The organism is Serratia sp. 22278, from assembly GCF_052045405.1.
In the GTDB taxonomy this organism is placed as follows: Bacteria; Pseudomonadota; Gammaproteobacteria; order Enterobacterales; family Enterobacteriaceae; genus Serratia; species Serratia marcescens.
In genome coordinates, this window is sequence record NZ_JBQEOW010000011.1 from 118,994 (window position 1) to 144,466 (window position 25,473).

22 protein-coding genes are annotated in these 25,473 nt (G+C 58.8%); 8 read left to right on the forward strand and 14 right to left on the reverse strand.

Annotated elements, in window-relative coordinates; translation table 11 throughout:
- Positions 1-37 precede the first annotated feature (37 nt).
- Positions 38-607, forward strand: coding sequence for a helix-turn-helix domain-containing protein (locus ACTJJ6_RS18905; RefSeq protein ID WP_015378410.1), 570 nt, complete (start codon positions 38-40; stop codon positions 605-607).
- A 13-nt stretch (positions 608-620) separates the two neighbouring features.
- On the opposite strand, the gene ACTJJ6_RS18910 is transcribed toward ACTJJ6_RS18905, so the two are convergent.
- The 3 genes from ACTJJ6_RS18910 to ACTJJ6_RS18920 form a co-directional block, all read right to left on the reverse strand.
- A complete protein-coding gene (locus tag ACTJJ6_RS18910; protein ID WP_016927116.1) occupies positions 621-914 on the reverse strand; it encodes a DUF2623 family protein in 294 nt (97 codons plus the stop codon).
- Between the two features lie 130 nt (positions 915-1,044).
- Positions 1,045-1,632 (reverse strand): nitroreductase family protein, encoded by a 588-nt coding sequence (locus ACTJJ6_RS18915; RefSeq protein ID WP_015378412.1) that lies wholly within the window; start codon positions 1,630-1,632, stop codon positions 1,045-1,047.
- A 69-nt stretch (positions 1,633-1,701) separates the two neighbouring features.
- Complete coding sequence (locus ACTJJ6_RS18920) at positions 1,702-2,598, reverse strand: LysR substrate-binding domain-containing protein (RefSeq protein WP_110147157.1); 897 nt, start codon at positions 2,596-2,598, stop codon at positions 1,702-1,704.
- A 115-nt stretch (positions 2,599-2,713) separates the two neighbouring features.
- Between ACTJJ6_RS18920 and ACTJJ6_RS18925 the strand changes: the two genes are divergently transcribed.
- A complete protein-coding gene (locus ACTJJ6_RS18925; RefSeq protein WP_143778283.1) occupies positions 2,714-3,349 on the forward strand; it encodes a flavodoxin family protein in 636 nt (211 codons plus the stop codon).
- A gap of 8 nt (positions 3,350-3,357) precedes the next feature.
- Here ACTJJ6_RS18925 and ACTJJ6_RS18930 read toward each other — a convergent pair whose 3' ends face one another.
- The 8 genes from ACTJJ6_RS18930 to ssuD all read right to left on the reverse strand — a co-directional run bounded on the left by ACTJJ6_RS18930 (position 3,358) and on the right by ssuD (position 12,858).
- A complete protein-coding gene (locus tag ACTJJ6_RS18930; RefSeq protein ID WP_197817572.1) occupies positions 3,358-4,575 on the reverse strand; it encodes an acyl-CoA dehydrogenase family protein in 1,218 nt (405 codons plus the stop codon).
- A 17-nt stretch (positions 4,576-4,592) separates the two neighbouring features.
- Positions 4,593-6,026 carry an MFS transporter gene (locus ACTJJ6_RS18935; protein ID WP_143778284.1) on the reverse strand — a complete coding sequence of 478 codons (1,434 nt, stop codon included), beginning with the start codon at positions 6,024-6,026 and terminating at the stop codon, positions 4,593-4,595.
- A 183-nt stretch (positions 6,027-6,209) separates the two neighbouring features.
- Entirely contained in the window at positions 6,210-7,085 is an 876-nt protein-coding gene (locus tag ACTJJ6_RS18940; RefSeq protein ID WP_016927111.1) for a MetQ/NlpA family ABC transporter substrate-binding protein, read from the reverse strand.
- Positions 7,086-7,087: 2 nt separating this feature from the next.
- The gene (locus ACTJJ6_RS18945; protein ID WP_016927110.1) at positions 7,088-7,792 is read right to left on the reverse strand and encodes a methionine ABC transporter permease; all 705 of its coding nucleotides are present in this window, start codon (positions 7,790-7,792) and stop codon (positions 7,088-7,090) included.
- On the reverse strand, positions 7,789-8,808 hold the full coding sequence (locus ACTJJ6_RS18950; protein WP_079449907.1) for a methionine ABC transporter ATP-binding protein: 1,020 nt from the start codon (positions 8,806-8,808) through the stop codon (positions 7,789-7,791). The genes ACTJJ6_RS18945 and ACTJJ6_RS18950 overlap by 4 nt, the downstream gene beginning before the upstream one ends.
- A gap of 7 nt (positions 8,809-8,815) precedes the next feature.
- Positions 8,816-10,222 carry an LLM class flavin-dependent oxidoreductase gene (locus ACTJJ6_RS18955; RefSeq protein ID WP_049300268.1) on the reverse strand — a complete coding sequence of 469 codons (1,407 nt, stop codon included), beginning with the start codon at positions 10,220-10,222 and terminating at the stop codon, positions 8,816-8,818.
- 84 nt (positions 10,223-10,306) lie between these two features.
- Positions 10,307-11,686, reverse strand: a complete 1,380-nt coding sequence (locus ACTJJ6_RS18960) for an FAD/NAD(P)-binding protein (RefSeq protein WP_440803332.1) — start codon at positions 11,684-11,686, stop codon at positions 10,307-10,309.
- The gene (gene ssuD, locus ACTJJ6_RS18965; protein WP_197829818.1) at positions 11,686-12,858 is read right to left on the reverse strand and encodes an FMNH2-dependent alkanesulfonate monooxygenase; all 1,173 of its coding nucleotides are present in this window, start codon (positions 12,856-12,858) and stop codon (positions 11,686-11,688) included. The genes ACTJJ6_RS18960 and ssuD overlap by 1 nt, the downstream gene beginning before the upstream one ends.
- Before the next feature lie 278 nt (positions 12,859-13,136).
- Here ssuD and ACTJJ6_RS18970 point away from each other — a divergent pair, with 278 nt between their 5' ends.
- On the forward strand, positions 13,137-15,053 hold the full coding sequence (locus ACTJJ6_RS18970) for an aliphatic sulfonate ABC transporter substrate-binding protein (protein WP_440803335.1): 1,917 nt from the start codon (positions 13,137-13,139) through the stop codon (positions 15,051-15,053).
- A 721-nt stretch (positions 15,054-15,774) separates the two neighbouring features.
- On the opposite strand, the gene ACTJJ6_RS18975 is transcribed toward ACTJJ6_RS18970, so the two are convergent.
- Complete coding sequence (locus ACTJJ6_RS18975) at positions 15,775-16,515, reverse strand: helix-turn-helix domain-containing protein (protein ID WP_233504947.1); 741 nt, start codon at positions 16,513-16,515, stop codon at positions 15,775-15,777.
- A 773-nt stretch (positions 16,516-17,288) separates the two neighbouring features.
- On the opposite strand from ACTJJ6_RS18975, the gene ACTJJ6_RS18980 reads away from it, so the two are divergent.
- The 4 genes from ACTJJ6_RS18980 (at position 17,289) to ACTJJ6_RS18995 (ending at position 23,463) form a co-directional block, all read left to right on the forward strand.
- Complete coding sequence (locus ACTJJ6_RS18980; RefSeq protein ID WP_079449911.1) at positions 17,289-18,176, forward strand: helix-turn-helix domain-containing protein; 888 nt, start codon at positions 17,289-17,291, stop codon at positions 18,174-18,176.
- A gap of 481 nt (positions 18,177-18,657) precedes the next feature.
- Entirely contained in the window at positions 18,658-18,831 is a 174-nt protein-coding gene (locus ACTJJ6_RS18985) for a hypothetical protein (protein ID WP_153297017.1), read from the forward strand.
- Positions 18,832-19,288: 457 nt separating this feature from the next.
- Entirely contained in the window at positions 19,289-21,628 is a 2,340-nt protein-coding gene (locus ACTJJ6_RS18990; RefSeq protein WP_440803338.1) for a membrane-bound PQQ-dependent dehydrogenase, glucose/quinate/shikimate family, read from the forward strand.
- 194 nt (positions 21,629-21,822) lie between these two features.
- Positions 21,823-23,463, forward strand: a complete 1,641-nt coding sequence (locus tag ACTJJ6_RS18995; RefSeq protein WP_016927100.1) for a Na+/H+ antiporter — start codon at positions 21,823-21,825, stop codon at positions 23,461-23,463.
- A gap of 36 nt (positions 23,464-23,499) precedes the next feature.
- Here the strand turns inward: ACTJJ6_RS18995 and ACTJJ6_RS19000 are convergent, their stop codons facing one another.
- Complete coding sequence (locus ACTJJ6_RS19000) at positions 23,500-24,255, reverse strand: glycosyltransferase family 2 protein (protein WP_016927099.1); 756 nt, start codon at positions 24,253-24,255, stop codon at positions 23,500-23,502.
- Between the two features lie 320 nt (positions 24,256-24,575).
- Between ACTJJ6_RS19000 and ACTJJ6_RS19005 the strand changes: the two genes are divergently transcribed.
- On the forward strand, positions 24,576-24,818 hold the full coding sequence (locus tag ACTJJ6_RS19005; protein WP_016927098.1) for a hypothetical protein: 243 nt from the start codon (positions 24,576-24,578) through the stop codon (positions 24,816-24,818).
- A gap of 13 nt (positions 24,819-24,831) precedes the next feature.
- On the opposite strand, the gene ACTJJ6_RS19010 is transcribed toward ACTJJ6_RS19005, so the two are convergent.
- A complete protein-coding gene (locus ACTJJ6_RS19010) occupies positions 24,832-25,461 on the reverse strand; it encodes an alanyl-tRNA editing protein (protein WP_420277440.1) in 630 nt (209 codons plus the stop codon).
- Positions 25,462-25,473: the final 12 nt, after the last annotated feature.

Here is a 25,473-nt window from a genome sequence, read left to right on the forward strand (position 1 = left end):
GTTTACCCCGGCCAATTGTCCACTATAATACTACGATATGAATATTAAATTAGACAATCTAAATCAGCTGATCGGCGCGCGCATTCGCATTGAACGCGAGGCACGCCACTGGTCGCTGTCCGATCTGGCCGAACGGGCGGGCGTCTCACGGGCGATGGTGCATAAGATCGAGCGCGGCGAGAGCAGCCCGACGGCGATGCTGTTGGGCAGACTGGCGGGGGCGTTCGGCCTCAGCATGTCCAAACTGATCGCCCGGGCGGAAACGCAAGAAGGCCGGCTGCTGCGCCGGGAAGATCAACCGGTGTGGGTCGATCCTGAGAGCGGCTACGTGCGGCGCCACGTGTCGCCGCGCACCGATCTGCCGCTCGATCTGGTGCGCATCGAACTGCCGGCCGGCGCAGCGATCCCAATGCCGGCGTCGGTGTATGCCTTCAAGCGTCAGCTGATCTGGGTTTTATCCGGCGAACTGGTCTTTCTTGAGGGCGACGCGCGCCATGAAATGGCCGAAGGAGACTGCCTGGAGCTCGGCCCACCGGCGGACTGCCGCTTTGAAAACCAAAGCGATGAGGCATGCGTGTATATGGTGGCGGTGCTGAGCGCCGCCTGACGGCTCACCGGCGCTACCCCTGCGTCGGCTGGTTATAGCCGGCGTGGAAAAACTTCTCCGCCAACCGGCTGTCGCCGCCGGAGAAGAACTCGCTCATCGGCTCGCTGCCGAGGCCATAGGCGCGGCTGAGCTGCCCGGCCTCGAACGCCGCCCGGTTCTCGTCGCCGCAGCGCTGCGCCAAATGGTGGGCATAGCCGAGCACGAAACCGCGCTTGTAGTCGGAGCAAAAACGCGACAGCTCCGCCTCCGGCTTCAGGTTCTCCGCCTTTAACCCCGCCAACAGCCCTTTGCCAAAATGATCTCCCACGGGTTCCTCCTCACCACGCAATCGCTATATAACAAAATATATATCGAATGAGCGAACGAGAACATACTCCCTAAGTTTTACTCGCCGCATAAAAAAGGCCCGCCAAGCGGGCCTGCGAGAAAGCGGGCAATCACAGCGTGAAATTCAGCCCTTCGCTGACGGTCTTGCCGAGCGGCAGACGGCCCGACGGCGCTTCTTTCTCCTGCAGGAAATCCGGCAGGCGGGCTTTGTCGCCCGGTTTGCCGATCGCCACCATAGCGTGCACCGCATAGTCGTCCGGCAGCTGCAACGCCGCTTTGATCTTGTCGTGGTGAATGCCGCTCATGCAGTGGGTCAGCCAGCCTTTCAGATGCGCCTGATGCGCCAGGTTGGCCCAGGCCGCGCCGGTGTCGAACGCATGGGTCGGGTTGTCCACCAGCCGCTCGCCGTTCAGGCTGGTGGTTTTGGAGACGATCACCACCAGCGCCGAGGCGTGTTGCGCCCAGCCGCGGTTGAAGTCGATCAGGAACTCCAGGTAGTTCTCCCAGCTGTCGGAGCCGTGCTTGCTGTAGGCAAAGCGCCACGGCTGAATGTTGTAGGCCGAAGGCGACCAGCGCGCTGCTTCAAAGAAGCTCAGCAGCGTTTGATCGTCGATGGCGTCGTTGGTCATCGCGCGCGGCGACCAACGCTCGATAAATTGCGCGTCAATCGGGTAATCGGAGATTCTTGGCTGGCTCATGATAGGTTCTCGCAGTGAAGTAAAAACAAAAGTTCGCTGATATTCCCACAGCTTAGGACGGTAAAACTTTTATTTCGTGCCATTGTCCTGCGGCAATTCCTGCCGCAGCCAGGCCAGAAACGCCCTGACCGGCGGATGCCGCTCGCGCCCCGGGGCGCACAGCACGCTGTATGCGGCGCCCGGTACGCGCACCTCCGGCCGGTACGCCACCAACAGACCGTTGTCCACCATCTCGGACACCATCACCGAGCTGGCGAGCACCCATCCCTGCCCGGCCACCGCCGCCTGCAGGGCGTAATGCTCCTCGTGATAGCTGCGCATCGCCGCATGGCGCTGCCACCAGTCCACGCCGGCGGCCCGGCACCAGTCATGCCAGCCGCTGTCGTACAGCGCCGAATCCCCCCACTTGACGGTGATCAGCACCGGGTTTTCCGGTTCGGCGGCGGCCAGCCCCGGCGCGGCGTAGACGCCAAAGCTTTCCTCCAGCCGCGCCGCCTGATGCAGCGCGGGATAATGCGCGCGGCTGTAGCGCACCGCCACATCCACGCTGGCGTCCTGCTGCAGGTCGATCACCTCGGCGCAGGCCTCCAGGCGCACCAGATAGTGCGGATGCGCCTGGTAGAAACGCCCCAGGCGCGGCACCAGCCACAGCGCCGCGAACGAGTGCGTGACCGAGACGCACAGCGAGCCGCTGCTGGGCTGCGGCCGCAGACCCTCAAGCGTGGCGGCGACGTCCAGCAGCGCGCCATGCACTCCGGTAAACAGCGTTTCGCCCTTCGCCGTCAGCCGCACGCCGCGCGGCACCCGCTCGAACAGCGCAAAACCCAGCTGCTGTTCCAGCGCCTTGATCTGGTGCGAAATCGCCGTCGGCGTCACCGCCAGCTCGGCCGCCGCCAGCTTGAAGCTGCGCAGGCGAGCGGCGGATTCAAAGGTGCGTAACGCGTTGACGGGCAGCGTGGCGAACATGGCGAAGCCTCTTGGGATGAGTTGAGTTCATCCTGGCAGAAAAACCGTCATTTGTCGCCTGCGGACGCTTGCCTCTAAATTAAGGCTGAGTTCACTTCACACCAAGGAACATGACATGAATACAACTCATCAATCCAAACGCCTGGTGGTGCTGGTCGGCAGCCCGCGCCGCGACGGCAACAGCGCCACGCTGGCGCAGGCGATCATGGCGGGCGCCGCCGAAGCCGGCACTTCCGCCAGCCTGCATTTTCTCGACGATTACCTGAGCGGTTTCCTGAGCGATGAACGCCATACGCCGCCGCCGACCGATCGCTACGCCGAGCTGTTCCTGGAGCACTTCCTGCCGGCCGACGGCGCGGTATTTTGCACGCCGATTTACTGGTACGGCATGTCGGCACAAACCAAGGCCTTTTTCGATCGCTCGTTCAGCTTTTATTCCAACGTCTACCCTCAGGCGGAACAGGTGCACCAACGCATGAGCGGCAAACGCATCGGGCTGGCGGTGGCGTCGGAAGAAACTTATCCCGGCGCGGCGCTGGGCATCGTGCATCAGATCCAGGAGTTCAGCCGCTACACCCATTCCGCCTTCGTCGGGCTGGTGCACGGCGCCGGCAACCAGCGCGGCGAGATCGCCCGCGATCCGCGCAACCCGCTGCGGGCCGCCCGCGAGTTGGGGCGCGAGTTCTTCACCCGCCCCTACTCGGATTATCAGATGGACAGCCCGCGCAGCACGCAGGTTTGGACGGAATAGCCTCGGCCTCAACCGCCACTGCCGATTTGCCAGATAAAGGTCGGCGTATGGCGGTTAATTTCCCAGTCACCGATATTGCGCGCCTTGTAGATCACCGGATTATGTGAAGAGAGCGTGCGCGCATTGCGCCAGTGGCGATCCAACGCCTTGCCGGTACGGGTATCTGAAGCGCCGAGCGCATTGAACAATTCACCGGCGGCGCGCTGCACCCACTCCCCGGCGATGACCTGCGCCCTGGCGGCGTCCAGCTCCGCCGTCACGTTAAGCGCCTGCAGCAGCGCTTCATCGCCGGATCGATGCGCCTCGTAAGCCTGCTGCAGCGAGGAAGTCGCTTTTAGCACCGTCGCCTCAACCGCATAGGCCCAGGCGCTGATTTGCCCCACCACCTGCTGGATCTGCACGTCGTCCTTCACCCAACCGGCGTTGCCGTGGCTATAGATCCTTTTACGTTGCCTCACGCCCTCGCCGACGTCTCGCAGCACCGCGCGGCCGATCCCCGCCAGCGTCGCCAGCAACACATGCTGATAGAACGCAGTTTGGTAGCGGAAGCGCTCGGCAAAATCATAGACGTGCGCCTGCTCGACCCGCGCATCAATAAAACGCGTGGTGCCGCTGCCGGTAGTGCGTTGGCCAAATCCGTCCCAGTCGTCGTCACGCTCTACGCCCGGCTGGGCGACGTTCACCAAAGCGATCACCGGGCCGCCGCTGTCGCTGCGCTCGGCATACACGTCGATCCAATCGGCAAACAGACTGCCGGTGCTGTAAAATTTCTCGCCGTTGAGCGACCAGCCGTCGGCCTGCGGCGTTATCCGGGTATTGACCTGCCCCAGCTTCACGCCGCCGATCTCGGTCCAACCGCTGCCGACCAGCTCGCCGTCGAGAAAGCGTTCGAACCAGCGATCGCGCTCCGGGCCGTCCGGCGCGTTCAGCCGATCTTCCACGAAGGCGAAATGCGCCCGCAGCGCCTGCGGCAGGTTAGAGTCCGCCTCCGCCAGTTCGGCCAGCAGTTCGAACAGCTGCGGCAACGAAGCGCCGTCGCCGCCCTTTTCACGCGGGAGGCGCACCCTGCCGAACCCCGCCTCTTTCAGCCAACGGATCGGTTCATGCGGCAGCGTGCGCGACAGCTCGCGCTCCACCGCCCCGGCGGCGATTTCGGCGAAGATCGGCCGAAAACGCGCGGCCAGCTGTGCGTAGTCTGCTCCGGTGGATAACAGGTGTTGCGTCATGTCAGTGTCCTCTGTGGTTAAGCGCGATCGGCCAGATCGTCGATATCGCGCGCCGTCGGTTCAAAGCGAATGATCAGCAGGAAGACGATGGGGATCGCCGCCGCCAGTGAAACAATCCAAAACATGTCGGTGCCGAAGCGCGCCTGCAAAATCGGCAGAATAAACAGCGCCAGCGCGCTGCCGATACCGGACAGCGAACGGCCGAAACCGACGCCGGTGGCGCGGATCGGCGTCGGGTAAGAGAGCGCCGGGTAAATCATCATCTGCGCGCCGGGGCCGAATCCTTCGGCGAACAGCCATAGGCCCAACATCAGGATCGCCAGCCCAACGCCGAACGCCGCCTGCGGATGTCCGATCAACGCCAGGGCAATCAGCGCGATAAACTGCAGCGCGAATCCGGCGATCGCCACGTGGCGCGACGGATACTTCCATGCCAGACGCATGCCGAGCAGGCCACCGGTAAAAGCGAACAGCACGTTCAGCCCAAGCGAAGCGGAGATAGTTTCAAACACCCCGGCGCCGAGAAACTGCGCCAGAATCGACGGCAGAAAGAAGGCGATGGCGGTGTATTCAAAGGAAATGCAAACGTTCATCACGCTGGCGACCAGAGTGCGCTCGCGGTACGGCTTGCGGAACAGCACGCGGAAGCTGACCTTCGGCGGCGCCGCCGGTTGGGCGGCGTCAGGTTCCGCCTCATGGGCGGCAATGCCGTATGACTCGCGCAGGATGCGCGCCGCCTCTTTCAGATCGCCCTGGTTAGCGGCCCACAGCGGCGACTCGTTCATAAACTTGCTGCGCACCATGATGATCAGCAACGCCGGCACGGCGCCGAAAATCAACGAGGCGCGCCACAGCCAGTTCGCATATTCGGCCGGCAATAGAAAATAGAGCGCAAAGATGATCAGAAAACACACCGACGAAGCGGCGTACCACATCGGGCACCAGGCCGCCAGGCGCGACGCCTTGTTGGCCTTGCCGGTGAATTTGGAGAATTCGGCCAGATAGGCCATCGCCACCGGCAAATCAATGCCGACGCCGATACCCATCAAAAAGCGCGCGCCGATCAGCACCCAGACGTTGGGCGCCAGCCCGGCGGCGATGGCGGAAACCACAAAAAACAGCATATCGGCCATAAACACCTGATAGCGGCCGTACTTATCGGTCAACCAGCCGCCGACCAGGTTGCCGAGAATGGTCCCAACCATGATCGAAGAAGTTACCACCCCGGTCAGCAGCGGGCTGAGGCTGAATTCACGCACCACGTCATCGATGCCGTAAGACAGCGTGGTCAGGTCATAGGCATCGAGAAAAACACCGCCCAGCGCCAACAGCACGATCATGCGCGCATGGGTATTTTTCTCGCTGCGCTGGTTAATCAAACGCGCCACATCGCTGGCCGAGCCGATGGGCGCAGATAACGGCGGCGCGGTATCGATATTTAAGGTACTCATAGCTTCCTCGTTGTAATTGGCAGGTGACACCTCGTTTATAGGGTGAAAAAATTACGCCGACAAACAACAATTTCTTCTATAAATATCATTAATATCAATAAATTAAACACCGTTACGGCGTAACAAAAACGCCGGATTAACGCGCGTTAATCCGGTCTTTATCACGGTCATTTCGGGCGGGGATTATTCTGCCGAGACCGGCACCAGCACGCCTTTCACCCGCGGGTCGTCGGTGCTTTTCAGCCACGCCTGCAACCTGGGATCGGCAAACGCCCGCTGCAGCTTGCGAATATTTTCGTCCTGCAGATAGGGCGTGCCAATCACCAGCTGCGAAGCGAAGGTTTTCGGCGCCGGTGGGAACAAGATGCCCTTCTCACGCGGCACCTTGCCGGCGTCGAACTGCGACACATAGCCAATGGCCGCATCTACCGAATTCAGCGCGCGCGGCATGGTCAGCAAATCCAACTCCGTGAAGTTAAAATGGCGCTTGTTCTCGCGAATGTCTTTCAGCCTGGCGGTGCGCGCCTCGATCGCCGGATCCAGCCCGATCAGTCCAATGCGCTGCAGCAGCCACAACGCCTGCCCCTGATTGGCGCCGTCGTTGGGCACCACGATCTCCGCGCCGTCCGGCAACTCGGCGATCGACGTATAGCGGTCGGAATAAATGCCAAACGCCCACTGAAACACCGGCAGCGTCGGGGTCAGCTTAAAACCGTTGGCATCCACCACCTGCTTTAGCCACCACTGGTGCTGGTAGATCGTGGCGGCGTACTGCCCCTGCGCCACCGCACGATCGGCCTGCACCGGATCCTGCAGGCCAACCGCCTCCAGCCTGAGGCCGTAATCCGGCGCGATATGTTCGCCGACGTACTCGATCACCCGCTGCTCTCCGGCCATCGCCGGCTCAAAGTGCACTTTCAGCGTGCTGCCGAACTGCACCGTCTGCTGCTGGCGGGCGCTGAAGTGCCAAACCGCGGCGGCGATAATCGCCACCGCCGCGATACCCACCGGCCACGGCCAGCGTTTCTTCTTCACTATCTCAAAATCGTGATTAGGCATGATTAAAAGGTTTCCTGATGATGACGCAACGCGGCGACCAAGCGGTCACCAATAAACTGAATCAGTTGAATCGTGGCGATCAGCACCACAATGGTGGCGATCATGATGTGATTGTCGAAACGCTGGTAGCCGTACACCACCGCCAGATAGCCGATGCCGCCCGCGCCAATGGTGCCGGCGATGGCCGAATACTCGATCATCGAGATGACGTTCAGCGTGATGGCGGCGACGATCGCCGGCAGCGCCTCGCTGAGCTGCGCGCGGGTGACTATCTGCCAGATCGAACCGCCGGACACCAGCCCCACCGCCGTCACCTCCGGCGGCAGTTCACGCAGCGCGTTCTCCACCAGCCGGCCGAAGAACGGAATGCCGGCGACGATCATCGGGATCACCGCCGCCGGAATGCCGATGGTGGTGCCGGTCAACCAGAAGGTGAACGGAATAATCGCCGCCATCAGCACCAGAAACGGCAGCGAACGGCCCATATTCACCAACCAGCTCAGCGCGCGATTCAGCGCCGGGCGCGGAAACAAGCCGCGCGATGAGGTGTTGAACAACACCACGCCGACGGCGCCGCCGATCGCCACCACAAACAGCATCACGATGCCGACCATCAGCCAGGTTTCGCCGTAGGCCGGCAGCATCAACCGATGGATCTCGCGCCAGGGTGTGTCCTGGCTCATCACGCTGTCAGACAGATTTTTCATACCGCCTCCCGCAAGGCCGCCGGCTGTTCCAGCACCTCGGCAAGAATGCCCAACCGCCGCAGCTCGCCCTGCAGTTCAGCCGCCGAACGCGAAACGCCGCCAAAACGCACCGCAATCTCCAACCGCCCGGCCAGGCTGCCGCCCACCACTTCAACGTGGCCGCCCAGCAGATCGATCTGCAGGTCGAGTTGGCGGCTGATGCGGCTGATCCAGTCGGAGGCCGCCGGCTGACGGGCGGAATAGGTTACCTGCAGCCGCAGCGCGGCGTCGGACGCCAGCGTCTTCAGCGGGAACAACCGGCGGCCCAGCGAGGAATCGGGCGCCGCCAACAGCTCGCGCACCGGCCCTTGCTGCACAATCACGCCGTCGCGGATCTCGGCCACCGCGTCGGCGGCGTCGCGCACCGCATCCATCTCGTGGGTGATCAGGATGATCGACAGGCCATACCGATCGCGCAGCTGTTTAAGCAGGCTGAGAATGGCCCCGGTGGCGTCCGGATCCAGCCCGGAGGTGGCCTCATCCGCCAGCAGCACCGACGGATTCAGCGCCAGCGCGCGGGCGATGCCGACCCTTTGGCGCTGGCCGCCGGACAGCTGCGCCGGGTAAAACGCCGCCTTGTCCGCCAACCCCACCGCCGCCAGCAGGCTCTTTACCCGCTTGTCGATATCGCGCGGCACCACGCCCAGATAGGTCAACGGCAGCGCCACATTCTGCCAGGCGGTTTTGCGCTGCAGCAGCGCGGAAGACTGGAACACCGTGCCTATCGCCCGCCGCTCCCTGCGCAGCGCCTCGCCCGCAAGCCGCGACAAGTCCTGGCCGTTCACCCGGATACTGCCGCTGCTCGGCCGTTCCAGCAGGCTGATGCATTTCGCCAGCGTCGATTTGCCCGCCCCGCTGGGGCCGACCACGGCGGTAATCGATCCGGCCGGCACCTGCAGCGAAACGCCCTTCAGCACCTCAATCCGTCGCCCATCCGGCGCGCGGTAAGCCTTGTGCAATCCTTCAATCTCTATCATCGCATCCTCACTTGACGCTCAGTGCATCGGCCAAGGGCGCGCCGGCCGGCCAGCGGTAGCCCACCGCCGGGTGCGGCTCCGCCAGGCGCGGCCCCTGATTGAACAATTTTTCTCGCAGAGTGCCCGCCGTGTAGTCGCGCTTGTACGCTCCGCGTTTTTGCAGCTCGGGGACAAGCAGTTCCACCACGTCGGTGAAGGTTTCATGGGTAACGGCGTAGGCCAAATTGAAACCGTCAACATCCGTTTCCTCCACCCACGCCTGCAGTTCGTCGGCCACGGTTTGCGGGCCGCCCACCAACAGCGGGCCGAAACCGCCGATGCCGACCCATTCGGCGATGCCCTGTACGGTCCATTCACGGCTGGGATCGGCGCTGGAGAAAGTTTCCACCGCCGACTGAATGGCATTGGTGTGCAGATGCTTCAGCACCTGATCCGGCTGATACTGACCGAAATCGATGCCGGTCCAGCCAGACACCAGCGCCAGCGCGCCTTCGTAGCTGGTATAGGATTTGTATTCCCGCCATTTTTCCTGCGCCTGTCGGTCAGTTTCACCGACGATCACCGTCTGCAGGTTGAAGATCAGAATGCTGCGCGGGTCGCGCCCGGCCTCGGCGGCGCGGCGGCGGATATCGGCCACGGTTTTTTTCAGCAATGTTTTCGAAGGAGAAGCGACAAACACGCATTCGGCGTGCTCCGCGGCAAACTGCTTGCCGCGGCTGGAAGCGCCGGCCTGATACAGCACCGGCGTGCGCTGCGGCGAAGGCTCGCTCAGGTGAATGCCCGGCACCTGGAAGAACTCGCCTTTGTGGTTGATCGGATGAATTTTCGCCGGATCGCTGAAGATGCGCCGCTGACGATCGCGCAAAATCGCGCCGTCTTCCCAACTGCCCTCCAGCAGCTTGTAAACCACCTGCAGGTATTCATCGGCGTAGTCGTAGCGCGCATCGTGATCGGTCTGCGCCCGGTGGCCAATATTGCGCGCGCCGCTCTCCAGGTAAGAGGTGACGATATTCCAACCGATGCGCCCCTTGGTCAGGTGATCAAGCGTCGACAATCTGCGGGCGAAAGGATAAGGGTGCTCGAATGACAGCGAGGCGGTCAGCCCGAAGCCGAGATGTTCGGTAACCAGCGCCATCGGCGTCACCAGCGCCAGCGGATCGTTAACCGGCACCTGCGTCGCCTGGCGGATCGCCGCGTCGCCGCTGCCGTTAAGCACGTCGTAAATCCCCAGCACGTCGGCGATAAACAATCCATCGAACTTGCCGCGTTCCAGCAGGCGCGCCAGATCGGTCCAATATTCGAGATCCTTATACTGCCAGGAACGGTCGCGCGGGTGCGCCCACAGCCCCGGCGACTGATGGCCGACGCAGTTCATATCAAAAGCGTTAAGACGAATTTCACGTTGCGATGACATAGCGAGCTCCACAATTATCTGCCGGCCGCGGGCGAAGCCGGGCCGGATGGGGGGTCTTAGGGTGTTAAAAACGGGAATGGACGATCAGTTTGCAGCCGGACATCGCGCCAACAGGTATTGCGCGACGCTTTGGGCGTGTTCCGCCACCTGCGGCAGCCCCATCAGTTCGCCGAAGCGGCCGCGCGCCGCCGGGCCGGCCACCAGCAGGCGCGGGTTGGCAAGGCCGTCGCCGCCGATCGCCTGGCTGTCGGCATTGACCCACAGCCCCAATCCCAGCGGATCGGCGCGCAGCGCCCCCTGCTCAGCCAGCGAGCTGAGCAACGGGCTGGCGGCGATCAGGCCGGCATGAGCCGGACCCGTAGCGATCAGCAGCCGCTGCGCCTGCAGCGCCCGCTCTGCGCCCTGGCGCGGCAGAATCGTCAAGCGCACGCCCTGCGGCGAGGGTTCCGCCCGCCGCAGACGAGCGGCCAATACCTGCAGCGTGCCCGCCGCCTGTTGCTCCGTCAGCAGCGTGCTCACCTGCGGCGCAATGCGATAGCGGTGCACGTCCCAATAGGCGCGCAGATGCCGCAGAAAGCGCTGCTGTTCGGTCAGCGTCAATGCTTGCCACAGATGCTGCCCCTGGGCGCGCACCCCGTCCAACACCGCCTGCCACGGCACCCGTTGCCCAGCGGCGCGCGCCACCTCAAGGCGCACCTGCCGCACCCCGTCACGCAGTCCGGATGGCGGGGTAAACGACCACGTCGGGTACTCCCCTTCGGCATTGGCACGCGGCAACAGGCCGTGACGAGAGAACGCGGTAATCGGCCCGCGATGCCCGCGGCGGTGCAACGCCGCCACCGCATCGGCCATCGTCAGCCCGCTGCCGACGATCGCCAACGATTCATCGGGTTCAATCTCATCCAGCGCCCCCTCCGCCCAGGGATTGGCGATCAAACGCGCGTCACGCGTCAGTTCCGGGGCAATCTGCCGCGGCAGCGCGGGCGGCGGATGGCTGGTCGCCAACACCACATAGTCGCCCCACAGCCGTTCGCCGCCGGCGGTGATGACGGATGCGCCCTGCGCCTGCGGCTGCAGGTGCTGCGCCCGATCGCGCAGGTGCCGCAAGCGGGCCTGGCCCGACTGCGCCGCCTGATGAAAACGTTCCTCGACATAGCGGCCGAAGGCGCCGCGCTGCGGATAGGCTTTACCGTCGCGCCACAACGCCTGCGGATCGGCCGCCAGCCCGCCGCCCTCGCGGAACCAGCGGTCAAAATCCCCCGCCGGTTCATCCGCCAGCTGCATCCTATCGGCCGGGACGTTGATGCGGTGAGTCGGCTCGGTGGTCGAATACGCCACGCCATAGCCCGGCGCGGCGCGCGGTTCGATCACCGTGATATCCACCGCTCCGCGCGCCAGCTGGATCGCCAGCGCCGCGCCGGTGAAACCGCCGCCGATAACGATAATATGGGCACGCTTCGCCATCAGCCCTCCCGCTGCGCCGGGGCGGGACGACGATCGCCGCCGATGGTTTCGCCAAACGGGCCGGTATTGATCGTGCGAGCCGTCTGATGAGCCGACTGCGCCAGCGGCAGCAGCGGCATCACCAGCTCGGCGAAGCGGTGAGCCTCTTCCAGATGCGGATAGCCGGAAAGGATGAAATTGTCGATGCCCAGCGCCTGATACTCGCGTATGCGCGCCGCCACCTGCTGCGGGTTGCCCACCAATGCGGTGCCGGCGCCGCCGCGCACCAGGCCGACGCCGGCCCACAGGTTGGGGCCGATGCGCAGACTCTCGCGCGAGCCGCCGTGCAGCTCGCTCATGCGGCGCTGGCCGGTGGAGTCCATGCGAGCAAAGATCTGCTGCGCCGCCGCGATGGTGTCGTCATCCAGATGCGCGATCAGTCGCTCGGCCGCCGCCCAGGCTTCGTCTTCAGTTTCGCGCACGATAACGTGCAGGCGAATGCCATAGCTGAGTTTACGCCCCTGCCGCTCGGCGCGCTGGCGCACCGCCGCCAGCTTTTCCGCCACCTGAGCCAGCGGCTCACCCCAGGTCAGGTAGGTGTCGATCTGCCCGGCGGCGATATCGATCGCTTCCGGCGATGAGCCGCCGAAATAGAGCGGCGGGCCGTTTTCCTGCACCGGCGGGAACAGCAATTCGGCGCCTTCGACGCGAATATGCTTACCGCTGAAGTCCACCTTCTCTCCTTTCAACAGCCGTTGATACACCGTGAGAAATTCCTGAGTCACCTCGTAGCGTTCGGCATGGCTGAGGAAGATGCCATCCCCTTTGTTTTCCACCGGATCGCCGCCGGTTACCACATTGATCAGCAGCCGTCCGTCCGACAGCCGATCCAGCGTCGCCGCCATGCGCGCCGCCAGGCTCGGCGGCTGCAGACCGGGGCGCACCGCCACCAGGTAGCGCAACCGGCGGGTGATCGGCGCCAGCGCCGCCGCCACCAGCCAGGAATCCTCGCAGCTTTTACCGGTTGGGATCAGCACGCCGTAATAGCCGAGGTTGTCGGCGGCCAGCGCTACCTGCTGCAAATAAGGCAGGTCCACCGGGCGCCCGCCCTGCGCCGTGCCCAGATAGCGGCCGTCGCCGTGGGTCGGCAGAAACCAGAAAACGTTGATGCGATCTTTCACTGACTCAGTCATTTATGCCTTTCCTATATAACTATTTTCAGTATTTATCGATAGAAAAACTTTGCTTGGTTATAAAAAGAAAAGCAGGATGCATGCCACATTGCAGATTTTAAAAAACCAATACATATCAATAGATTGATGAGATATCGACGTAAAAACACTGCTGCATTGGCAGCAGGCGGCGGCGGAAGGCTGTTGCCAATGCAGCACCGTGCGCCTTTTATCCTCTCGCGGCTGCTCATTGGCTGGGATAAGATTTTTTCCCCATCGTCGTCAGACAGGAGACGCCCATGTACGATCCTCAACCGTTCGCCGCCGACAAGCCGGTGCTGATCGATCCGGCGTCGCTCGCTCTGCAAAGCGTGCTCGATCGGCTGGCTCCCACCGACGCCACCGTGCTGATCGTCGGTGAAACCGGCACCGGCAAAGAAGTGGTGGCGCGCTATCTGCACCACCACAGCGCGCGCCGCCATCAACCTTTCCTGGCGGTCAACTGCGGCGCGCTGACGGAAAGCCTGGCGGAAGCCGAACTGTTCGGCCATGAGAAAGGCGCCTTCACCGGTGCCGTCGGCACTCATCAGGGCTGGTTCGAAGCGGCGGAAGGCGGCACCCTGCTGCTGGACGAGATCGGCGAGCTGAACCCGTCGCTGCAGGTCAAGCTGCTGCGCGTGCTGCAGGAGCGGGAGATCACCCGCGTCGGTTCGCGCAAACCGCTGAAGATCGATGTGCGGGTCATCGCCGCCACCCACGTCGATCTGGCCGGCGCGATTCGCCAACGGCGGTTCCGTGAAGATCTCTATTACCGCCTGAACGTGGCGGCGGTGACGTTACCGCCCTTGCGCCAGCGGCCGGACGATATCCCGGTGCTGGCCAGACATTTTCTTGCGCTGTACGCCCACCGTCTGGAACGGCCACTGCCGCGGTTGACGGAGGAAGCGCAGCAGGCGCTGCTGGACTACCCTTGGCCTGGCAACGTGCGCGAGCTGGAGAACACGCTGCATAATGCGGTCTTGCTGAGCCAGGAGGGGGCGATCGCACCGCAGCAACTGCAGCTCACCCATCGCCTGACGGATAACGACGGCGGCGACGACGCCATCGACCGCTTTGTGCAGCGGCAGTTGCAAGGCGACAGCGCACAGCTTTACCAACGGGTGCTGGATGCGCTGGTGCGCAACGCCTTCGAACGCAGCGGCGGCAACCAGTTGCAAGCGGCGTCGTTGCTCGGCGTCAGCCGCAATACCCTGCGCACCCATTTGGCACATCTTGGTCTGATCAAACCGCGCCGTCGCAGCGCCGGCGCACCCGCACATTCACCGGCCATCGCCGCAGCGTCTCTGCCCGAACGCGAACTGCGCATCGGCTATCAAAAGTTCGGCAACCTCGGGGTGCTCAAGGCGCGGCAAAGCCTGGAACAGCTCTTCGCCACACAGCGCATCAGCGTGTTGTGGAGCGAGTTTCCCGCCGGGCCGCAGCTGCTGCACGCGCTCGACGGCGATGAGATAGACTTCGGCACCACCGGCGAAGTGCCGCCGATCTTCGCCCAGGCACAGGGCAATGCGCTGGTGTACGTCGGTTTTGAGCCGCCGGCGCCGCAGAGCGTGGCGATGGTGGTGCCGCAAGACAGCCCGATACGCAGCGCCGCCGATCTGCGCGGCAAACGCATCGCGCTTAACAAAGGCTCCAACGTGCACTATTTATTGCTGCAGATGCTGGACGAACAGGGATTGACGTTGAACGACGTGCGTATCGTCTACGCGCCGCCGAAGTATCCGCTGTCGGCGACCGACCTGCAGGCGGTGGACGCCTGGATGATGTGGGATCCGCTGCTCAGCGACGCGCAGCGCAACGGGGAACTGCGCGTGATCGCCGACGGCACCCAGCGGGTGCTCAATCAGCAATTCTACCTGGCGCGCCGCGGCTTCGCCGAGCGTTCGGACGATCTGTTGCGGCCGCTGATGCAGGCGCTGCAGCACACCGGCCGTTACATCGCCGCGCAGCCGAGAGAAGCCGCTCGTCACCTTTCCAACGAACTGGGGCTGGCGAGCGCCTCACTGGAACTCGCGCTGTCGCGCCGCAGCCATGATGTTCGCGCCATGGATTTACAGGTGATCCGTCAGCAGCAAAGCATCGCCGACCGCTTCTACGCCCTCGGGCTGCTGCCCAGAGCGATCGCCGTGCGCGAGGCGGTCTGGCCGCGGGGATCTTAGCCTGGCTTCGAGGGGGAGCAGCATCGGTCGCCCTTTCGCCTCTCCACGCAACCCCATACCGCCGCCGGAACCGAGCGGTAAGGCCAATGCCGCAAAGACATTTTTAGGTAAAATATACCGCCGATGTCAGTGCTAGGATTAATTCGCTATCATTTTATGTGCACTTTCAATTAACGTTACCCTGTTATTTTCGCATTCGCCGGTCGTCATGACCGGCTTTTTTATTTCTCCGTCTCACCGGCCAAAAAATATCGCTTTTTGGTAAAAAAAAACGCGCCAGGTAGGGTTACATAGGAACTGCATGACCTTATTTCCCGTATAGGGGTCGTGCATCTCAGAGAGATTGTCGATGTTTCATTGGCCGGCGTTAATCGCCGGCTTTTTTTATCTTCATTTTATGACGCCCGCGTTGCGCAGGCCCCCCGTCTTATTGCCAGAGAGGATGCGCGCACGCCGGGTCTATTGTTCCGTGAGATAACACTTTTCGGTAAATAACCCCCCCCAACGCGCGCTATTATTTAATTGTAGTGTTGTCATACCTATTGAATACCCCATGCTTACCGACCCTCGCGGTCGGTTTTTTTTCTTCCTCGCCAACCGTTCCGTTGGTTGAAGCAGGCTTATGGGGCGTTGACAGGTGGACGCCATCAAAATATCGATGACATAACCAAAGCTTTCCGTTGTAATCAGGCAACCCTCTGCCGCGTGCGATAAAAAAAGCTCATTTTATCGGGATGAAATACCACATGCTGACGTTTTCCTTTTCACCTGGACAGTGATCGTGGATTTTAAAGATTACGCTTTGCGTGATGAAGATATCCAGAGAAGCCAACACCCCCTCATAGAGCGATAGGATGAACTCGTTTTCACTCATCTTTTTTTCTTTGCGCCTGATCGCAATGTACTTTGCCGATGCGTTGTACAGGCTACAGGTTATTGGATTCTTTACGTTTACCTTCATCTGCCCCCGGCTGATTACTGGCGAAAGCAGTTGCACGATCCTTTTTTTCTCGTAATACTCATGCAAATTCAAGTACACGATGCTGCTGGGGAAAGGCTCTTTATCGAAGCCAATAATCGGTTGGTAATTGAGAAAAGGCCAATCGCGCAGGGTTCTGAATGTTCTCGGCGGGCAACCGAACTGATTTGAAAACGCACGGCTAAATGATTGCTGAGAACTAAATCCAGAGAGCAACGCGATTTCATAGATCTTCATATCGGTACATTTCAGCAATAACGTCGAGCGGCTTAGTCTGCGCTTTCTGATATAGGTCCCTATCTTCATCCCTTCATACAAATAGAACATCCGTTGTAAATGCCCGATGGAATACCCTGACTTAATGGATAACGCCCTTATTGATACATGGCTTTGTGTATCAATGGCTTTTTCAATGATAGCGATTATCTCATCTAAAATATTGCGTCTGAACTTGTTAGAACAATCCATAGTAAAGCCTGTCATCTTGCTATTTTTATTATTGAATGCATCCCTCTTCTTGCAGAACCAAAATCTGCCCGACTTGCTTTCTTTCGAAGAATGGCATTCCCATACCCGTTCAAATATATCCACGTATCACGTTGCACAAAAATCATTTCCAGGGTGAAAGATGCCGATTCACCTCTCGCACAAGATGAGATTCGCAAAGAAGTCGTGTGGAAAAACGCTGATAAACCACGAGCGCCAAGACAGAAAAACGCAGGCCACAGCCAGAAGATAAATAGCAATCACTATTTTTCGCGAAAATACCCCCCCATATTCCTCCCTGAATGTCATTAGCCTTGATGCCCCCTTGAATTAACCATTATTTAATTTCACAATCCCCTGCCGGGCCTATTTTCCGCTTCCCCCTACTCTTAAACATAGAATAGTTAATTATTTCGATTCGAAAAGATGTTACTGTCAATAAATTGGCAGCCATATAGTGTTTTTATCTATCAATGAGCAAAAATTGTGCTCCCATCAGCTTGGTTCATTCATATAAATTAATAAAAATCAACAAATTAATATACTTAAAATGTATCCATACACTTTCTACTTCTTCGCCATACGCTGCTATTTGATAAATGACACTTTTAAGTACATTTTTTTTAATTTACCGCGTTAATATTGCACGCGTTCTATACTCAGGATATTGCCTAAAAGATCGGATGAATTGGGGCTTATCGCTGAATACCGATATCGCGTTATTTTCCCCAACGCAACCATTAGGCAGATAACTAAAAGGGAGCTCCTGCATGTTTATAACCAAAGTCATTGAGGAGCTGCTCGCCTGGGTGGAAGAAAGTGGGTTCAATGAGAAGCTTACCGTTGAGATGCTGTCAGAAAAAAGCGGATATTCACGCGGGCATATCCAAAAAGCGTTTAAAGATGAAACAGGGATGACTTTCGGAAGCTATGTGAGGGGCAGAAAACTCATTCGCGCCGCATTTATGTTGAAAGCGACGAACCTCTCTATTTCCGATATCGTTAAAGCGCTGAACTTTCAGTCATATCAATCCTTTGAACGGGCCTTTCGCAAGCAATTCAGAACCTCGCCGATGCAGTATCGAAAAAGTAAATCGTGGGACGTGTCCTCCGCCATCCCATTGCTGTTTCTCGACGGCATTCCCGAGCATCGCTATGTGCACCTGCCAAAATTTTTCGACGATTCAGGGGATGGCGTTGATGCAGAGATATATCACTTCCATCCTGCGGTTTCCGCGCTGCGATTGGCGGCAATTGATAACATGAAAAAAACGGATAGCGGCGTGATTAATTTTTTCAATTTTGGCGCGAGCATCAGGAAAGAGAATTACGTCAGCATCTATTTGAAGACCCTCTATATTTCTGAAGAAGACTGTCTTGGCAACGTGCTTGCCTCCCTGGCCGACGCCCAGGGAAAAAAAGACATGCAACTTTTTGCAGAGTTCAGTTTTGATGGCGCAAGCGATGAGGCGCAAAAATTCACGCAAAGCATCTACACCAAATCATTCCCGATAAATAAAGTTGGCATGATCGATCGCTTTCTCATTGAAATTATCACCCCCAAAGGCGGCGATAGAATAGAGATGAAGACCTATATCCCCATTGTCTTCCCGATCAAACACAGAGAGAAAGAGGTAGCGCCAGGGCCAGAGCGGTAACCCTGTCACGATCGGCGTTGCTATTTATTAAAAATGGTAATGATTTATAATTATGATGAGTTTAGGCTCAAAACCACGCATTATCCACTCGCCAAAAAGCACCAACTTTAAGACTTATCTAATTGGAAAACACATTAACATCTCCCTGAAAATCGCGCCAAGATGGGATCTTCTCGCCCCCACAAGGAATAGCCGCTTATCCGTCAAGCGTTCTCTCCGATATGACTTACGTACCAAAACCTTAAATATCAATACGTTACCCATATTTACTTTTTGTGCGGTCGATTGGATAACCTATTGTTTTTATTTCATTTTTTCTAAATATCTCGCCTGAGCGCAGCCGACATTTTTCGCTTTATCCCGCCCGCACGCTTGTAGACATCCCCAGATAGTGACGATATTTTATTTCCACGAGACTTATTTTTACGGGTGCTATCAATATGCCTTAAACAAGAATAAACCGCGTCAGGAAAATAGAGTTATGAGTATTCAATTATGGTCTAAAAACCTAAAAAAACACTATCCTAATGTTAATGTTGAAAAAGTCACCGTCGGCGAACGCGGGAAAGGTTATATTGTCTATGTCGATGGAGAAAGAATGGCATTAAATCATTTTTTTCGCCGCTTCTACCGACACCGGCTTGATAAAGAATGACGATTCACTCTGAACTCAACGCAGGGTAAACCTCTACGCAACCTCGTGATTAAAAGCGATTCCGCATTCATCATCACTCTAAATAATTAGTCCAGAGAGGCTCTTTCATTCAATGCGTTTATCACTGCAATAGAATATCGGATTGCCCAGCACACCCAAAACCGTATCTCTGCGAAACGGTTACAACCCGGTATTAAATAAAAACATTGATGGTTATTTTTATCGCGCGCGTTCTGTCATCGCCCAATAAAATCCCCTTATCTTGGTCCGGCGACTGATCCAAACCGCAATGGCCACTGTTGAAATGGATATCAAAACGACAACTCAATGCCCCTAAAGCGTTAAAGAATAAAAAGTCTCAAGGCGGGAAATGCCTTGCCTTTCGCGCCGGCATTTTCACGCGTTGGCAGCGATGGGATGGTGATCCAATGTGGATTAAAAAGTCAAAGGAAAACATATGATTAGAACATCGTTTGGTAAGAGAGCCGCAATAATCACGTTCTTTTGCTTGCTGGTTTTTTCTGGCGTCGCGTTAACCGTGGGGGGAGTTTGGCTTATCGCCCTCGGCGGATCGTTCTACTATGCCATTACCGGGATAGGCTACATCGCCGCCGCAGTGCTGGTCCTCAAGCGCAGCAAATCAGCTTGTTACTTAACCGGCCTGCTGTTTTTGATGACGGTGCCGTGGGCGCTTTGGGAGTCGGGGCTTAACTACTGGGCATTGTTCCCTCGCCTGCTGGTGCCCGCCGGCCTCTCTATTATCGCCGCGTTTTTACTTCCCTCGTACCTGCACAGCGCCAAGAGTCAAAAGCAGGCTTACATCGCCGGTTCGGTATTATCCGTGGCATTTGTCGCTTTCTTTATCGGCGCCTTCTTTCCCCATGGCGAAATTACCCCTTCTGGCGACGTGACGTTTATCGAGAGCAAAACCGACAATGCGCCAGCCGATTGGAGCGCCTATGGCCGCACGACGGAAGGAACGCGCTACGCGCCGTTCAATCAGGTGAACCGTTCAACCGTCAAAGACCTGAAACTCGCCTGGGTTTATCGCACCGGCGATTTCCGGCCGGGCGTGGACCAAAATACCCCGCTCGCGATCGATGATTTGGTGTATAGCTGTACGCCCAACGGTCTTATCACCGCTATCGATGCCGATACGGGTAAAGCGCGCTGGAAATTTGACTCGCATTCCACCTCCCCCGTTTGGCAACGCTGCCGCGGGCTTGGCTACTACAAAAATGAGGATGTTGCGCCAGGCGCTCTGTGCGAGAAAGCGATCGTTCACACCACGATCGATGCCCGCCTCATTGCGCTGGATGCCAAAACGGGCCAGAAATGCCCCGCCTTCGGTCAAAACGGTGAGGTGAATCTCGGTCAGCATATGGGGGAAGTGAAACCGGGCTATTACTTCCAAACCTCGGCGCCGACCATCGCCAGAGGGAAGATTATCGTCGGTGGCTGGGTTATCGATAACGTGATGAAAGGCGAGCCTTCCGGCGTCATCAGGGCGTTCGACGCCAAAACCGGCGAGTTGGACTGGGCGTGGGACTTAGGCAACCCGGGCATCACCAAGGCTCCGCCGGCCGGAAGCACCTATACGCGCGGTACGCCGAATATGTGGACCACCGCCGCCTATGACGACAAATTAGGCTTGTTGTATGCGCCGCTTGGCAATGCAACGCCCGACTATTACGGCATGAATCGCCCGGAAAATTCGGATGAGTACAACTCTGCCCTGGTCGCCATTGATATTGAAACAGGCCGTGAGCGCTGGAAGTTCCAAACCACGCATCACGACATTTGGGATTATGACCTCGCATCCCAACCCGCGCTGGTGGACGGTTTTGATGAGCAACATCGCCCGGTGCCCGCCCTTTTGCTCGGCACCAAACGCGGGCAGATTTTCTACCTGAACCGGGAGACCGGCAAACCGCTGGCGCAGGTTGAAGAGAAAGCCGTGCCGACCCAAGGCGCCGCAGAGGAAGAGCGCCTCTCGCCAACCCAGCCGTTCTCCGTCGGCATGCCGACCATTGGCGCCGAACGCCTGACCGAAGAAAAAATGTGGGGCACCACCCTGTTTGACCAGATGGCCTGCCGCATCCTGTTCAAACAGATGAATTACCAGGGCGACATGACCCCGATCGGCACCCGCCCAACGCTCGAGCAGCCCGGCAATTTAGGCGGACTCAACTGGGGGAGCATGTCGATTGATCCTGTGAACCATATGGCTTACATGAACGATGTGCGCATTCCGAACGTGTTTTGGTTAGTGGCGCGCGACAGCTATGAACGCGTCGCGAAACAGTACCCGCAAAAAGTGATCGATGGCCACGGGCCTTCCCCCATGATCGGCACGCCATACGGCATGATCACGTTGATGTGGATGTCGCCGCTCGAAGTGCCTTGCAACCAACCCCCTTACGGCACGATCACCGCCGTCGATTACAAAAACAAAAAGATCGCCTGGCAGATACCGGCCGGCACCGCCGAAAAAATGGGGCCGCTGGGCATCAGATCGCACCTGCCGATGCCGGTTGGCATGCCCACCTACGCGGGCACTATGACGACCGCCGGCGGCCTGGTCTTCTTCGCCGGCTTCCAGGACTATTATCTGCGCGCCTACGACAGCAGCACCGGCAAAGAAGTCTGGAAATATGCGCTGCCGGTCGGCGCGAGCGCGACGCCAATGAGCTACATTTCGCCTAAAACCGGCAAGCAATACATCGTTATTGTGGTCGGCGGCGCCGCGCATTCGACAGAAACCGGCGATTACGTGATGGCGTTTGCGCTGCCTTAACCCGTTGCCCCGTTTGACTGCGCCATCCCACAGGCAAACGGGGCGAAGACCGGCCTTGCTCAACTGCGCTTTCTTTATCGACAGCGGCCGCCGTGGCCGCTGTTCAGCCTTGGCCGACGAGCCCGCCTGAGGGGCGGCATGCAGAAAAACCGTTTGATAACGGCGAGAAAAATTAAATCCACAAAAGGTTCACGATGGAAACATTCTTCACCATATTGATCTTATTGCTCACCGTCTCGTTGTCCGGCGTCGTGACGCGCATCTTGCCCTTCCAGATCCCGCTTCCGCTGATGCAAATCATCGTTGGCGCCGTGTTGGCCTGGCCGCAGTTTGGGTTGCATATCGACTTCAATCCCGAGCTTTTCTTGATGCTGTTTATTCCCCCGCTGCTGTTCGCCGACGGTTGGAAAACGCCGGCGCAAGAGTTCATCCATTACGGCAGAGAAATCCTTTGTCTGGCCCTGGTGCTGGTGATCATCACGGTCGTCGGGGTGGGTTATCTGATTCACTTCCTGCTCCCGTCAATCCCCCTCGCCGCCGCGTTCGCCCTGGCCGCCGTTCTGTCGCCAACGGACGCCGTGGCGCTGTCCGGCATCGTCGGTAAAGGACGCATGCCCAAACCCGTGATGAGCGTGATCGAAGGGGAGGCGTTGATGAACGACGCCTCCGGGTTGGTTTCCCTCAACTTCTCCATCGCTGTCGCGCTCGGCGCGATGGCGTTTACCCTGGAGAGTGCCTTTCTGACCTTTCTGCAGGTATCGATTGGTGGGGTGCTGTGCGGCATCATTATTGTTTTTCTCTATAATCAAATGGTTAAGTTCATCCATAAATGGATGTATAACGATTCCGCCACTCAGATTATTTTCTCGCTGTTACTGCCCTTTTCCTGCTATCTGATTGCGGAAAGAATCGGCGTATCCGGCATCCTGGCCGCCGTCAGCGCCGGCATGATGATTGGCCAATCCAAAGTGAATCGCAGCATGCCGCTGGTGCGTTTACGCACCAATAATATTTGGGAAATGCTCGAGTTCGTGTTTAACGGCATGGTGTTTATTCTGCTTGGGCTGCAGCTGCCGGGCATCTTGAACTTCACCGTGGCGCAAACCGGTATCGATCATTCCATCAGCCTGGAGACGCTGCTGGCTTACGTGGTGATCATCTATTTTAGTTTGATCGCCGTGCGTTTGATTTGGCTGTGGCTGATGAAGGTCGGCAGCGCGACCCTGATGCGCAAAGATCCGTTGTTATTTTCGAAATTCAGCACGCGCGATCTGTTCGTCGCCGCCTTTGCCGGGGTGCGAGGGGCGGTGACCCTGGCGGGCGTGCTGTCAATTCCGCTGTTTTTATTGGATGGTTCGCCATTCCCGGGCCGGTATCAACTGGTGTTTATCGCCTCGGGGGTCATCCTGCTGTCGATCGTCGTCGGCATCGTCACGCTGCCCTTCCTGTTGCGCGGCAATCTGCCGCCGGAAGAAGATCAGGAAGAGGCTTTCTCCGTTTCAGAAGCCTTGGCGAGCGCGGCGACCAAGGCCGTCAACGAAACCAAAGAAAAGCTGCTCGTCGCCCCGCCGGACGACGCCACGCCGGAGCTGATTGAAGAAACGACGCGGCGGATGCTGGACGTGCTGCAACGTAAAATTCTGACCAAAGAAGACGTTAAGAATATCGTGGCGCTGAAGCGGCTGGAAAAGCAGCTGTACTTAGCCTCGTTGCACGCGGAAAGAGAAGAGCTGTACCGGCTGCGCCGCATGAAGAAAATCAGCCATGAGAAACAGAGAAAGCTGCTGCATCGCATTGATATCACTGAGGTGCTGATCGCTGAAGACAGCGTTTAAACAAGGAGATGAAGGCGGTTCGCCCCCCGCCTTCGGCTATCTGTGGTACCACGCCTTGAAATACTTCAAAAAGCTGTAGGACACCGCGTAAACGCCGGTCACGGCCCCGACCCGGCCCGCTTTCCAGGCGCCGCTGAAAATGTACCACTTGAAAAATGCGCCGATGGCGCTAATCACCCCTCGGAGAATCGATGGCCTTATCGCCTTGTATTTCACCACGCGCGCCGTATAGCTGTTCAGCTTGGCAAACACTTCCTCGATTGAGAAAAAAGTGTCGTGTTTAACGTGCCCGGCCAGTATCAAGGTGGATGCGCCCCCTTCCGCCGCATCATCTACCGGCGCATCATTGAACTTCACCACCTGGCGATGAAAAAAGCGAATGGGGTAATCCGGTGACGAGACGGGATAAAGCGTTCTGACCGCCTGTCCCAACACAAACCAATCGCGACGAATGCGATAGGCGTTGTTTTTGTCAGGGCCTGGGGTGCGCTTGAAAAGCCGCATCGCGTCGACCGCTTCATCATCCATGATCTCATCGCTGTCCAGGCACAAAACCCAGTCATGCCGCGCGCAGGATATGGCGTAATTCATTTGCCGGCCATGGGTTTCAAACGGGTGATAAAGAGGCTTGATATTGAAGTCGTCGCAAATGGCCAACGTGCCGTCAGTACTGCCCGAATCCACCACGATGATTTCATCGGCGAACGCCGCCACAGGTTGCAACACGTCACGCAGCAAGCGCGATGAATTAAACGTCAATAAACACACGGAAATCCGGTTACAAAAATCCATTTTACATTCCACGACACTGAAAAAATGCAGTCCATGCCAAAACGGCGGGCGCGCCGTGCAAAAGCGCGATCCCAAAGCGCTTCTCCTGCCCCGAGCGCCTCTTCGATTAAGTATTTAGAATATTGGCTGCCCTGTCATGCCCCGGATGATGGCATCTGACTATTTCATCAATTTCAATGAAATCAAATAGAAAGGCGGATTAAACGCGGGCGTTCACCGCACCGGCTCACGCGCTGGCGGGCGCCGAGCGCGAGCGCGGCGCTTGGCGGCGCCTTGGTTTTGTTATAACGTATCAAAAAACAAGTAAAGGGAAGACGACGATGAAAATCCAGCTGTCGCTGTTGTTTCTCAGCCTGCTGGCCGGCAAGGCCGCAGCGTTTCAGTCGAAAGTGCCCGAACCGCGCCCGGAGCAGGCGCGGGCGGCGGAACAAAACATCGAGAATCTGTTTTACGGCTTTCACGCCATGGACGCCCAGCCGGTGAGCATCGGCAGTTGCGCGGCGGTGCCGGTAGCGGGATGCCAATGCGCGTTCTGCACCCAGCTGCGGCAGGCCGGGCGCTGAGCCGCCCCCTTATTCAACCCAGCTCATATTGCACGTTCAATTGCCCTTTCTTCATCTTTAGGCCGGTAATCGCGATCGCGCCCACCTCGCCCAGCGCGGCGACATGGGTGCCGCCACAGCCGTAGGCGGGCAGCTCGCCGAAGCCGACCTGGCGCAGGCCGTCCACCGCCTGCTGGCGGCGCGGCAGATCGGCGGCGATCAAACGCATCAGCTCCTCCTGCAAAAAGTCCGCTTCTATCGTCTGCGCATCCGGTCCCGGCGCGAAAGTGATGCGCCCTTCCCCCGGCCAATGATGCGCCTTGACCGGCCGCCAGCCCCGGGTTTCGCCCAACCAACCGATCAGATGCCCAGCGGAGTGCCAGCGGGCGTGCAGCCGGCGCTGCGCTTCATCGATTTGCATCGTAACCGGCCCGTTCGGCAGCGGCGCGGCGGTAAAGTGCACCACGGTATCCCCCTGCTGCTGCACCCGCAGCACGGTGACGCCGCCTAACGACCCCACATCGGACGGCTGGCCGCCGCCCTGCGGGTGGAACAGCGTGGCATCCAGCTCCACGGCGTAAGCGCCCGCCTCGGCCGGCGCACAGCTCAACACCTGCGCCTGGCCCTGTAAATCGTCGCTGTAGTAATAACGTCGTTCGGTCATCATTTTTCTCCT